Origin of the sequence: Pseudomonas sp. DG56-2 (assembly GCF_004803755.1) — a bacterium.
In the GTDB taxonomy this organism is placed as follows: Bacteria; Pseudomonadota; Gammaproteobacteria; order Pseudomonadales; family Pseudomonadaceae; genus Aquipseudomonas; species Aquipseudomonas auratipiscis.
The window spans coordinates 2,748,950-2,761,779 of the sequence record NZ_CP032311.1; the positions used below are offsets into that span (position 1 = coordinate 2,748,950).

General features: G+C 55.2%; 11 protein-coding genes. 3 read left to right on the plus strand and 8 right to left on the minus strand.

All coding sequences use genetic code 11. The features are described from left to right. Positions 1-49 precede the first annotated feature (49 nt). From D3Z90_RS12410 to D3Z90_RS12420, 3 genes are all read right to left on the minus strand, one after another. Entirely contained in the window at positions 50-925 is an 876-nt protein-coding gene (locus D3Z90_RS12410) for a universal stress protein (protein ID WP_136476074.1), read from the minus strand. Positions 926-1,160: 235 nt separating this feature from the next. Then, on the minus strand, positions 1,161-2,681 hold the full coding sequence (locus tag D3Z90_RS12415; protein WP_136476075.1) for an MFS transporter: 1,521 nt from the start codon (positions 2,679-2,681) through the stop codon (positions 1,161-1,163). 4 nt (positions 2,682-2,685) lie between these two features. Next, complete coding sequence (locus D3Z90_RS12420; RefSeq protein ID WP_136476076.1) at positions 2,686-3,843, minus strand: efflux RND transporter periplasmic adaptor subunit; 1,158 nt, start codon at positions 3,841-3,843, stop codon at positions 2,686-2,688. A gap of 315 nt (positions 3,844-4,158) precedes the next feature. Between D3Z90_RS12420 and D3Z90_RS12425 the strand changes: the two genes are divergently transcribed. Beyond that, the gene (locus D3Z90_RS12425) at positions 4,159-4,944 is read left to right on the plus strand and encodes a nitronate monooxygenase family protein (RefSeq protein WP_136476077.1); all 786 of its coding nucleotides are present in this window, start codon (positions 4,159-4,161) and stop codon (positions 4,942-4,944) included. A 164-nt stretch (positions 4,945-5,108) separates the two neighbouring features. Here D3Z90_RS12425 and D3Z90_RS12430 read toward each other — a convergent pair whose 3' ends face one another. Then, positions 5,109-6,020, minus strand: coding sequence for a LysR family transcriptional regulator (locus D3Z90_RS12430; protein ID WP_136476078.1), 912 nt, complete (start codon positions 6,018-6,020; stop codon positions 5,109-5,111). Between the two features lie 11 nt (positions 6,021-6,031). Between D3Z90_RS12430 and D3Z90_RS12435 the strand changes: the two genes are divergently transcribed. Next, positions 6,032-7,495, plus strand: coding sequence for a serine hydrolase (locus D3Z90_RS12435; RefSeq protein ID WP_256658358.1), 1,464 nt, complete (start codon positions 6,032-6,034; stop codon positions 7,493-7,495). A gap of 247 nt (positions 7,496-7,742) precedes the next feature. Here D3Z90_RS12435 and D3Z90_RS12440 read toward each other — a convergent pair whose 3' ends face one another. From D3Z90_RS12440 to D3Z90_RS12450, 3 genes are all read right to left on the minus strand, one after another. Beyond that, positions 7,743-9,038, minus strand: coding sequence for an FAD-binding oxidoreductase (locus D3Z90_RS12440; protein WP_136476079.1), 1,296 nt, complete (start codon positions 9,036-9,038; stop codon positions 7,743-7,745). A 62-nt stretch (positions 9,039-9,100) separates the two neighbouring features. Next, on the minus strand, positions 9,101-9,523 hold the full coding sequence (locus D3Z90_RS12445; RefSeq protein WP_136476080.1) for a RidA family protein: 423 nt from the start codon (positions 9,521-9,523) through the stop codon (positions 9,101-9,103). 32 nt (positions 9,524-9,555) lie between these two features. Continuing rightward, complete coding sequence (locus D3Z90_RS12450) at positions 9,556-10,695, minus strand: tyramine oxidase subunit B (RefSeq protein ID WP_136476081.1); 1,140 nt, start codon at positions 10,693-10,695, stop codon at positions 9,556-9,558. Positions 10,696-10,911: 216 nt separating this feature from the next. Between D3Z90_RS12450 and D3Z90_RS12455 the strand changes: the two genes are divergently transcribed. Further along, positions 10,912-11,790: a helix-turn-helix domain-containing protein gene (locus D3Z90_RS12455; protein WP_136476082.1), complete on the plus strand. Its 879-nt coding sequence runs from the start codon at positions 10,912-10,914 to the stop codon at positions 11,788-11,790. A 34-nt stretch (positions 11,791-11,824) separates the two neighbouring features. On the opposite strand, the gene D3Z90_RS12460 is transcribed toward D3Z90_RS12455, so the two are convergent. Continuing rightward, positions 11,825-12,760, minus strand: coding sequence for a helix-turn-helix domain-containing protein (locus D3Z90_RS12460; RefSeq protein ID WP_256658359.1), 936 nt, complete (start codon positions 12,758-12,760; stop codon positions 11,825-11,827). Positions 12,761-12,830: the final 70 nt, after the last annotated feature.

A 12,830-nucleotide genomic window follows, 5' to 3' on the forward strand; every position in this document is an offset into this window, starting at 1 on the left:
GGCCTCCGGGGCAGAGGAGGGTGGGGCGATCGCCTGACGCTTTTGAGCGTTACAGCGATACCAGCACGTCGCCTTGGGATTCACTGAGTACGTGCTTGGTGATGCTGCCTACCAACAGCTCTTCCAGTGCACTTTCACCTTGCTTGCCTATCACGATCAGGTCGCAGTCCAACTCCTGTTCCTGCTCGACGATTCGCCAGGCAGCGTCACCATGCACCACCACCTGCCGCGCATCGGGCACCCCAGCCGCTTCGCTCAAAGCAGCAAGCTGCTGTATCGCGTCCTTCTTGATCACGTTGCGGTAGTGGGTGAGGGTGTCATGGTCTACATGGGCGAAACGCATACTGCCCTCGAAGGGTGCTTCGAACACGTGCAACAGAATGATTTCGGCCTGTGGCGCAATGGCCTTGGCCAGCTTGATCGCACGTAGGGACGACGGCGAGAAATCAACCGGAACCAACAAGGTACGGTACTCCCGACGTGGCGCCTGTTTGACTACCAGTAGCGGGCAAAGCATGCGGTTGAGCATGCGCTGGACAGTCGAGCCCAGCAACAAGTGACGAACCACGCTCTGGCCCTTGGCGCCACAGACCAGCAGGTTGATGCGTTTGTCCTGCACCACACGGGTAATTTCGGTGATGACCGAACCTGGCACAACATGGCTGCCCGCGCTGACGTCGTAGCGCTGGAACAGGCTGTCAGCCTGCTCGTGGGCTTTTTCTTTGGCACTGGAAAGGGCCTTGGCCAGCAGGTCGTCATCAGGCGCAACAATCTGCTTGAGACGCTCGAACGGGGCAGGATTGGCAACATAGAGCAAATCCAGCGAAGCCGCCAACTCCTTGCTCAATAATGCCGCGCGCTCTGCCGCGTGACGGGCCGAGGCGGACAGGTCGGTGGCAACCAGTATATGGCTCAACTGGGACATTTCGGTCTCCTTATGCAGTACTGCGTTCCTGAATCCACGAAGTCGCCTTCGCTGACGCGTTGGCTGGAGTTCGCTGCGATTCGTGCTTGCAGCCATCCTCGCGCGATTGGCGCTCGACGTCGTGACCTGCGTCAACGATAGGACAGCGACGTCGCAGACAAGTAAAGCCGATCTCCACAATTGCGCCTGAGCAGGGGAACTCGAAGCACCGCTTACGGTGACTGTACAAGGGCCTTCAACGGAATATGTTTTGCCAGGCAATCAACACCGTACAGACCACCGCAAGCGCCGCAATGGCAGTGAAGTATTCGATCCCCACCAGATAACTGATTTGCTGGTTAACTTGTTGGCCGACATAAATCAGAGCCATTTTCCCGGCCTGTGCACTCTCGTGGTTTTGGCCAAAATGCCGGGCCAGGGTATCGACATAGCTGCCAAAGGCCGCATCGGCATGGGTCAGGCGCAGGTTGAGCAGGTTATATTGCTCAGTGCTTCGCCATTGGGAAAACAACGTGGCCAGGCAGGTGCCCAGGGCCGTGAAGATTTCGCGCAGCATGTTCTTGACCTGCTGCGCATGGGCAAACAACTTGTCGTCGTGGGCCACGTCGGCGAAGGCCTGGATTGCTGTAGTGGGAATCACCAACATAATGAAACAGCCGTTAAGCGCCAGTGCCGGCAGAATGTGTCCGACGAGATCGGTGTCGGGCGCGACATGCGCCAATAGCCACGCGAAGCTGCCCAGAGCGATGAAGCCGGCAATGTGGAATTTCTTCGACCCGGGATGGGTATTGATGATGCGTAGCATCACTGCCCACGTTACTACCGTCATCGCCAGGCCCAACGACTGCTGCTTGCCGATAGTTTCCCAGGCATAGCCCATGCCGGTTTGCAGGAAGGCCGGCAGTATGAAGTTGTTCGCACCTTGCACGACATAGGCGAAGCTGAATACAGCCACACCGAACACAAACCGAGGCTTCTGCCACAGCTCCCGCACCATAAGCAGTGGCTTTTCATTGCGGTGCTCGGCATGAAAATAGCTGTAAAGGGCAAAACCCGCTAAAGCGCAAAAGATCCCGAATATCGCGCGGTCGTCATAAAAGTTGTAATACGAACGCTGGAGTAGATACAGCAGAAAGAACGACGCCACCGCCAACAACAAGATGCGCCCAAGATTAGATGGGCTGCGCGCGTCGTCGGCATGGGCATCTGCTGGCAAACACCGGCAAGCCAATATTGCCACCGTAACGGTAACCGCAATTAGCAGCCAGAACATTGTTTGCCAATGGTCCTCGGTGACTGCCAGAGACGCCAGCAACGGCGCCAATCCGGTGCCTACGGCGAGCCCTGCGAAGAACGCCTTGACCCCACCAAAGCGCACCGATCCAGCGGGCAACTGGTGTACCAGCACTCTAGCAGTAGTCATGAATGCTGCGCCGCCCAGGGCCATGATCACCCGCCCCGCGGTGAACATCCCAAGGTCATGACTTGCCGCACACATCAGGCAGCCCGCGATGTGCACCACAATCGAAGCGTGAACATAATGGCGCAGCCCCATGCGTTCGATGAACCAGTGCTTCTTGGCAATCATGACCACGGCAACGCACGCATACAGGGCAGCAATGAAGCTGTACTCCTCGGGACTGGCATCGATTTCGCCACGAATCGGCGCAGCAGCGAATGACACCATACCGATCTGCAGAAACTCGACAAGGTTGAGCAAAAAGATGATCGCTAACAAGGCGTACCGAAGGCTCATAACATTACCGGCCCGCCAAAGCGGCCTGAGTGGTGGTGTTGGCATGAATGACCTGCGCGACGCGGCGATCGGCCTCACGCATTTCTTGGTCAAAGACATGGGTCTGATAAGAGTCGTCCAAGGCAATTGCGCTGCTCACTTGCGTACCCCGGTGATCGCGGGTATCGACCTTGGCGTGCATGGTCATGCCAATGCGTAGCGGCTGCCGCAGCAGTTCGGCGCCTTGCAGGGTAATACGCACCGGTACGCGCTGGGTGACCTTGATCCAATTCCCTGTCGCATTCTGTGCAGGCAGCAGCGAGAAAGCACTGCCGGTACCAGCATCGAGGCCGGCAACGCTGCCGTGATATTCAACATTGGTGCCGTAGACTTCTGACGTCAGTATTACCGGCTGGCCAATGCGCAGGTGTTCAAGCTGCGACTCCTTGAAGTTGGCGTTGACCCACAATGAATCCAGTGGAACCACCGACATCAAGGCCAAACCCGGGCTGATGTGCTGGCCTGCCTGCACCCCGCGCTGGGTTACTGTGCCCGCGACCGGCGCGGCTATGGTCGTGCGCAACAGGGCGATATAGGCGTCGCGCAAGTCGGCAGCTGCCGCGAGCACTTCGGGGTGGCTTTCCAAGTGGGTGCCATCGACCAGAGCACGGCGCTGGGCCAGTACCTGCTGAGAAACAACCAGGGCAGACCGAGCGTTCTGGGCGATGACCTCGGCATGACGGATCTCTTCCTTTGAAACGGCGCCAATGGCTACCAGCTGTTGACGCCGGGCGAGGTCAGCGCGGGCCTTGGCCAGGTCATTGCGGCGCTGATCAAGCTCCGCATCGAGTTGCTGCACCTGCAGGTACTGAGTTCGGGCCTGGCGGGTGGCACGCGCCAATGCAGCTTCAGCACGCTTGTAGCGGATCTGGGCATCCACGGGATTAAGGCGTACCAACACCCGGCCAGATTCGACATGGTCGGTGGTATCGGCTTCGATCCCGATCACCGTACCGCCAACCTGACTGGTTACCTGTACCACGTTACCCTGCACATAGGCATCCTCGGTACTTACAACGTCGGAGTCCAATACGATCCACGATAACGCAGCGATCAGCAGCACAAGGGCGGCAACGAAAATGGATAGGTCGTGTCTGTTGAGCGACAGGGAAAGCTTGGGCATAAATGCACTCGGCAATTAGCAAGGAAAGAAGAGGGCGGGGCAACTTCGCAGCGGGGATTTCAACCACGGGGAGGCGAGTCCAAATCACGACACAGGAACGCATGTAGTGCGGTAAGCGACTGAATCTCCGGCCATTTTGCGACCAGCTGCAGCACCTTCACCAATTCAAATTAATGCGCATTGCCTGCACTTTTTTTGATATCAGTGTGACTTCACTCATATTGATAAGAGAGTTCAATAATTTGCATTTAATCTATTTCCGGCATCGGCCTACCATGCCCTCTGCATCGCATTGACTGCGAAAAGGAGTTGGTCATGTCTTACCCGTCGCTGCAAACCCCGCTGGCAAAATCCCTCGGTTGCCGCTACCCGCTCATTTGCCTGGCAGGGCCGCAGGTCGACCAAGCCGAGTTTGCAGCTGCCATCGGCAATGCCGGTGGTTTGGGCTGCATACAGACGGCGAGGGTAACGAGCGCTCAGCTACAGCAGCAGGTTCTTGCCTACCAAGCCCTCAGCCAACGTCCATTTGCGGCGATCCTCGACTGCACGTGTACCGCACGATCGCTACATAACGAACAGATCCAGGCGTGCCTAACGTTGCAGGTACCCATCGTGATACTCGCGCCAACTGTGCAGAGCAGTGTGATCGAGCAGTTCAAACGCGCAGGCGTGCAGGTACTGCAGCAGGTCAAGCAATCCAGACAAGCCATACATGCGATGGAGGCGGGTGCCGATGCGCTTATTGCCCAAGCAGATCGAAGCAGTCCCAACCTCGCTTATGAACTGGCCCTGTTGAATAACGCTCCGGTCATCGCCGCAGGCGGAATACGGACCGGCAACGCAGTGGTCGCGGCATTGGGCCGTGGCGCGCAAGGGGTGCTGTGCCAGTTGACCGGATACGCCATCGACAACTTCCAGGCGCGAGAGCATTACGCGGGGCGGCTGGCGCAACTGGTGGATGAAGCGAAGGTGTGCATGGCGCTGGAGGGCGGAGAGTGTGATGGCCGCTTCAATCGATCGATGGAAATGGCGATGGCGTACCGTGCGCGCAAGGGGTCGGTGGCGGCGCAGGTGGGGCTGGGAGAGGGTGGAATTGTGTAAACGTGCGAGACCTTCTTCGGATTGGTGCGCATGTAAAGCAACCACCCGTTGAACAGCCGAGGCTTGCAATTGCTTGCGAATTAAACATAACTCAACTAAATAGTCATTTAGTTGAGTTATGTTCTAAGCCTAGTACCGAGCAGGGCAGTAGCGTACTTTCAGCCTCAGTTATATTCAATGGCAGCTTGGGGAAATTCCTCACGCAAGGCCTCATTCAACCACTCAATAAACCATTCAGCATCTTCCGAAAGCGGCTGTGGTGGAGTGAGCACTTGATAGGTTTCGAGTACGACTGCTGCCTCGGTAATACGCACCAAGGCGCCGTCTGCCAACTCATCCTTGACCAATACTTCGGTTGCTAAGGCAATTCCATGACCGCGCGAGGCTAAATTCAATGCAATATCGTTGCTCATGTGTGAGGCATTTGAACTGACCTTTAGCGGAAACTGCTGCGCCGCAAACCAGCTGTTCCACCAAGAACCGTCGTCGACGTGAATCAGGTTACAGCTCGGCAAGTCCTGTACTTGCGGTGATTTGCACGACAACGTTGCCAGGTACGCCGGCGAACAGACCGGGAAAACCTGCGGCTTGATCATGGTCAGAAACACTCCGACGTGCTCTCCCGGCAAGCCATAGCCGATGCCCAAGTCTGCCTGGCGAGCGTCTACCGAAGTGAATGATGCATTGGGCTCGATGGCAAGCTTCAGGCCGGGACGTAAGCGGCGCAATGCATCGATATGCGGAGTCAGCCATCGCGAAGCAAACGCTGGCACACACAGAATACGTAGCCAGCGCTCTTGCTGCCGGCGTGCGACTCGCGAGCCAGCATCGGCGAGAAGTTTCAACGCTTGGGACGCAGCCTGATGGAACTCAAGCCCGGCTGCAGTGAGAGTGACGCCGCGTGGCGTGCGCTCGAGCAGTTGCACTCCCAGCCAGTCCTCAAGGTTTTTCACATGCCGGCCAATGGCTGGCTGAGTGACGTGCAGGGCTCGAGACGCGGAGACATAACTGCCCAGCCGGGCGGCTGCCTCGAAGGCACGAATCGCATTGAGTGGGGGAAGCCGGTCGCTGGGCATGACGATCACTATTGTTAGTTTTTTTAATATCTAGCCGGACTTTATTGTTCTTTTCCCGTTCCGGCAAGTTGATAAGCTCGAACGTGAATGGCGGAATAACATTGATAGTCGAGGAAGTACTGATGTTACCAAGAACAATAAAAAGGCAATCCACCCACGCTGTATCGGTATTGGCACTGAGCATCGCTGCATTGGGATTAACACACAGTGGTCTCAGCCTGGCTGACGGACAAACCGCACATTGCGGCGTTCCGGGACTGAAAGTTTGCCCACAACCTTTCGACAAAACGCTACCCGACCCGCACAACATGCTGACCTGGGATCAACCCACACGGGTAGTGGGTTTTCGCAACACTTACCGCTTGTACGAAGGCGATGTATTCAGCAATCAAGGCGCCAAACCTTCGCCTTTATCAGCGTCCAACACCCCATTACCAGCCATTAGCTACGCAATGGATGGCACTACCTACAACATCAATAACTACATCACTAACCAGAACGTCACCGGGCTATTGATTCTCAAGGATGGAAAGGTCGCCTACGAGTATTACGGTAAGGGCAATACCGAAAACACCCTGTGGACCTCGCGTTCAGTTGCTAAATCGGTGGTCAGCGTGTTGGTGGGTGTGGCGATAAAGGAAGGCAAAATCAAGTCGGTAAACGACAAAATCACCCTTTATATCCCTGAACTTAAAGGAACAGCTTGGCAAGATGTGACGTTGCACCAACTGCTACAGCACACCTCAGGCGTGGTCTGGGATGAAAACTACGCGTCACCTGACTCCGATTTCTCCCATATGACTCAGTGTGAAGCCAAGCCTGCGCCATACGATTGCGTATTCAACTTGGTCAAATCAGTGAAACGCAAACCAGGGGTACAGCCGGGCGAAATCTGGTCCTACAACACCGGCGGCGCCTGGCTGGTGGGCCGTGTACTGGAAAACGCTACAGGCATGACTATCGCCAAATACCTTGAAAGCCGCGTATGGAGCCGTTATGGCATGCAGCAAGATGGCGTCTGGCATGCGTTGGTCAAGGACAAAGTCGACATGGGTGGCCACGGTTTCAACGCAGCACTGCGTGACTGGGGCCGCTTTGGCCAGTTCGTGCTCAGCGGCGGCCAGTTACCGTCAGGTGAGAAGATTTTGCCTGCAGACTGGATTGCACGTTCGACGCACTGGACGACTGCCAAGGGTTCGGTAACACCATCAGCGCCCAAGGGTCAGTACGGATACCAATGGTGGTACTCCGCACCGACACCTGACGCCAATGCCGAGCCAAAGAAAACCGCCACCAGCGAACAAACGTTTTGGGCATTGGGGATTTATGGCCAGACCATCGCGATCAATCCAGCGGAGAAATTGGTCATGGTGCAATGGTCGACGTGGAAGCATGCAGAAACACCGAGTTCGCTGTACGACGAGCAGGCGCTGTTTGTGAACGCTGTGAGTGAAGCGTTGGACTCAAAGCAGTGATGAGGTAGGAAGCGGAAAATGGGTGGCGCCAGGATTGAAATCTGTCCTGTCACTGCCCGCGTGCTGCTATGGGTTGCTACGCATAATGTATATTATGTTAAACGAGGTGCTATGTTAGAAATGTTCATGAAGCTCATAAGGCGCTGATTCGACAAATCCGTGTCTGGTATCCGCTCTCTCAACGCACCATGTACTCCGTGTTCATGGCGCGTTATTGAATCAGACGTTTTTGCTCGGCCTGGGCCGATCATACGAAGCGTTCAAACCGATACGGCGCCGGATCGATGATTGGCTGATTGCCTGAGACGATATCCGCCGCCAGTTGCCCCGCTGCTGGCGAGGTGCCGAAGCCGTGGCCCGAAAAACCGGTGGCTAATGTCAGCCCTGGGATCTTGGCGACCGGCCCGATCACGGGGATCGAGTCCGGGGTAACGTCGATAGTGCCCGCCCAGGCTTGCTCGATCTGCGCGTGTTCAAAGATCGGCCAAGCGGCTTTGAGGTTGTTCATCGCATCATTGTTCAGCGACAGATTGGCTTTAGGGTCCTGCACCCTGACGCGCTCGAACGGTGAAACGTTCGCCGCCTTCCAGCGCCGTGCCAGGGCAAGGTCCTTGAAGAACGGCTTTCCGAACGAGATCTCCAGATAATCGCGCTGGGCACGAAACGCCGGCAAGTAACGTGTGCCCAGCAACAAGTGATCCAGGGTCAGGAAAGCATCGAGCTTGCCGCGCTGGGTAATGATGAAGCCACCGTCTTTGTGCTTGCGGAACGAGAAGTCTGGCGCACCGACGGCGATATCGGTTGGCCCCTCCATCGGCTTGGTGCGCAGCACCGAGCACACCAACGGCAAGGTCGGTAGCTCAACCCCGTGGTTACCTAAAAAGCGGCGCGACCAGGCACCGCCTGCGAGCAATACTTGGTCACAGCTGATCTCGCCTTTCTCGGTTACCACACCGCTGACCTTGCCAGCGGCAGTCACCAGCGTGCGCACGGCACACTGTTCAAAAATCAGGGCCCCTTTAGCCATTGCCGCTTTGGCAATTGCACTGGAGGCCAATGTTGGCTCGGCACGGCCGTCGGAAGGCGTGTAAATGCCGCCCGCCCAGTTGCCTTTGCCGCCTGGTACCAGGGTTTCGATTTCGCGCTTGCTGAGCAAGTGCGAGTCAAGCTCCAGCGCACTAACCGACTTCAACCAGCCTTCATGCATGGCCATTTGAGTTTCGTTGCGGCCAACGAACATGATGCCCGCCTGGCGGTAACCAACATCGGCACCGACCCGCTCCGGCATTTGCGCCCACAAACGATCCGAGGCCTGCGCCAAAGGAATATCTTCGGCGTGGCGGCTGGTTTTACGCACCCAGCCTAAGTTGCGCGAAGATTGCTCTCCCGCCAGACGGCCTTTTTCCAGGACAACCACTGGAATGTTGCGCTCAGCCAGTGCTAATGCAGCGGTCAAACCAATGATGCCACCGCCGATAATCACAACTGACGTGGACGAAGGAAACTCGCTTGAAGTGTGCACTGAGGCAATAGTAGGTGCCATGACAAAGACTCGACTAACGCTGTTTAAGACAAGGTATGCGGGAGAGCACTCGTATCCATCTGCTATTTCGCTAGATTGATTTCCACTACATTGGCACGTGATGCATTGCGGTAGGCAGTAACTTCCAACTCGACTTTGTAAACCGTGGAACCCAACGGTGGGCACGTCACGGTGCTGGCCGGGTTGATTCCCTTGAACTTTTCGCCTATCAGGGTCATGACCGTCGCCACGTCTGCAGGATCTTGAATAAACACACGCGAGCAGATCACGTCGGCGAGGCTGGAATCCACAGCCTTGAGCGCCGCTTCGATGTTGTTGAACACCTGACGAGTCTGTTCAACCACGTCTTCGGAGATCAGCTTGGTTTCGGGGTGTCGACCTGCGGTGTTAGACACGTAGATCCAGTTATCGACTGCGACCAGGCGCGAATAACTGCCCATTTCTTCGTACTTGGAGCCGGTTTTAACCTTGATGATTTCGGTCATGCGTCATACCTCTTCAATTCACTAAAACTGTATTAGCTAAGTACTGGGGTTTCCCACAAATTCAACTTGACGCCAATACCTTTTGCGATGGCATTGCGGTACACAACTGTGCCCCAGGCAACGTCTTCAACCGGCATACCGCCTACCGACATAATGATGATTTCTTTATCATTTTTACGGCCTGGCGCTTCGCCGACAATAATCTTACCGATGTCTTCAAGTTCGTCAGCGGTTAACTTTCCTTCCGCCAACATATCCATGAAGCGCACGCCAATAACAGGCACACAGTTATGCGCAGGTTTTGGCAATTCTTCGAACCAGGCGTGATAAAGACCGGTGTTATCGAGCACTTTGCGGATATCCGGTAGTTCCATTCCTTCATCCAGACGGCAACTTGCAGGCATGGCCATGAAGGCACCTGGCTTGACCCATTCGCGTTTGACTTCTGGATAAGCCAACGGGTCGCCCGTTGCACCAGAACTGCAGTAAGTGACCAGATCAGAGTCCCGCACTACTTCTTCCAGGGTTTGCACAACATGGATGTTAACGATTTGTGGGTACGTTTCTTCAACCCACGAAATAAAGTCGTTAAGGCTTTTTTCTCCACGTCCTTTAATCTTGATGGTATCAATCAGTGGGCACACGGCAATAAAGGCTGCCAGGGTGGTTTTACCCATGACGCCTGGGCCCAACAGGCCGACTACCTTGGAGTCTTTACGGGCCAAATGGCGAGCGCCAACCCCCGGAATTGCCCCGGTACGGTAGGCCGAAAGCAAGTTTGCCGACATATGCGCAAGCGGCGCACCGGTGTCCGGATCATTAAGAGTGAACATCAGAATCGAGCGGGGCAGGCCTTTTTCGCGGTTAGCGATGTTTGAGCCGTACCACTTGACGCCTGCGGTGCAAAAATTACCGCCTAAATAGGCAGGCATGGCCATCAAACGACGATCAGCGGTCGGTTTTGGCATCTTCGGAAATGGCGAGCTTTCAGGGAAAGTGACCATTGCGCCGTGCGAGTCATTATTAGGTCCGGCCATACGATAGTCGCCTTCGTATAGCAAACCAAACATCTCTTCCATTGTATCGACACAGCCGGCCATATCGGTTACACCGGCGCGGATCATGTCTTGCTCAGAAAGGTAGATAAAATCAATATTTGTATTATTAGACATAATTTTTCTCAGACTGAAATGATACAATTCCGAGAAAGCGCACGGACACGCCCTCCCCTCAGGTTTTCCAACCTGGTTGCTCCTTCAACATAAGGGTTAAGTATACGGAGCCCATTATCTGGGTATTGTATATTTCGGACATGAGCGAACGGCCTGTCATATTTTTATGGTACGGCCATTGCATAACAATAAGATCGTTTGTGGTAGGTCCACTGTATGAAAAAAGCGCATAGCCAAACAGTTGCTTTAAATACCTTTGAGCAGCCGTGGTTCGTATTGAATTCCTCTCACTATTCGGCAATAGCGTCCGTTCATCCGGCTATTTCTCATTTCTATTCATTGGATATTGCGCAGTCGAGCAATCTAATGTTTGCCGTGCCCGATGGCTGCGTGGATATAGTCGTCGATTGCGACAGTACCCGCCCCACTGCCCGCGTGTGTGGCACGCCGTTGGAAGCCAGGCAGGTGGAACTGCTGGAAAACCATCATTATTTCGGCGTGCGTTTTACCCCAGGGGTCATCCCTGGGTTTATCAATGCGCTGGCGCAAGAACTGACAGAACAGGAGTTGAACCTGCTGGACGTGACCCCGCGGGCGCAGGGCTTTTTCGACGAAGTGATAAACACTGAGTTGCTCAGCGAACAAATCGACGCCTTCAACCGGTTTTTGGTACCCGATGCGTTGTGCAAGACATCCGTATTGACCGCCTCGGTCATTCGCACGGTGTTGCAACACAAGGGTGATATCCGTATTCAGCAACTGGAAGAATTGAGCGGCTACACCACCCGCACCATTCATCGCCAATTCAGCCAGGACACCGGGATGACGCCCAAAGCGTTCTGCCGAATCATTCGCTGCCAAGCGGCGCTGAACGCCATCAACAGTGAAGAAGACCTTTCATTTTCGGAACTGGCGATGGAGCTTGGATTTACCGATCAATCGCATTTTTTGCGTGATTTCAAAAAGCTGGTCAGTACTACGCCCCATGTCTATCAACAGCGCATCACGCAAGGGGCGTATAACCAACGGATCATGCAGTCCCGTCATTCGTCGCCGGCAAGATCAGCTCCCACTGGGTTCGATTGCAGCCACTAGAATTCCCCGCAGCGTTTAACATCAGTGGCGAAAATCAATGACGGGGTGTGTCAGATGGGTGCTCGCCAAACAGCATTTTGTAATACCCGGAAAAATGCCCCAAATGGGTGAAGCCGAAATCACTGGCAATCCTTGCTACGGTCACCTCATTGGCGCAGGTCATGCGCAGTCGCCGACGCGCCGCGTTGAGCCTTACCGAGCGCAAGTACTCAACCGGACGCAAGCCGGTCACACTTTGAAAACTGCGTTGTAGCGTGCGCCGACTGACGTTCAGTCGTTCGCACAACTCCAACACTGAAATAGGCTCATCGTTATAGGCCAAGGCCATTTCCTGACTTTGCTTGACCAGATAGGCGCTAACCACATGATTGCCCGCACGCCCTTCTTCGCATTCAACCCGGTGGTCGAGCAAATCGAGCATGCACTCCAGGGTTAGATCTTCCAGCAAGTTTTCCGGCAGCGCATCGTTTTGCAGTGCAGCGGTGACCACATCCTCAAGTCGCTTACGCACGGTTTGCAGCACTTGCTTGCGCAATTCCAAACGCGAAACCCGCGCCAGACGGCGCATTTCACTGTCTGAAAATTCTCTGGCAGCCAGGTTTTCCAGACGAGAGGCTTCCACGGTGATCGCCAACAGGTCCATCCCATCGGCCGCCTGCACGAAAAACTCCTGACCACTGTGAAGAAGCGTGACACTTTCGGTTCCCAGGCTTTTGCCCTGAAACACGGCCGGCTCCCCGGAACACATGGCCATCGCCAGGCACAGTCGGCCCGGCGGCGCCAAGCCGCGCTGGACTACACGCTTATTCAACGACTCCTGAAATATCTGAAAGCGCTCTCCGGTCACGTGCTTGAGCACCGTTTGCACCGGTCCCGTGCTCAATTGATCGTAGGTTTGTTGCCAACCCACGATCGCACCAGCGTGCAAATGGACATCGTCAAAGCTTTTCATTTGGGCAAACATCGCCATCGGTAACACCTGTTATTGACCTGTAACAGAATGTAAGCAAGCTGCAGGCCAACACAGATGACCCAGCGCT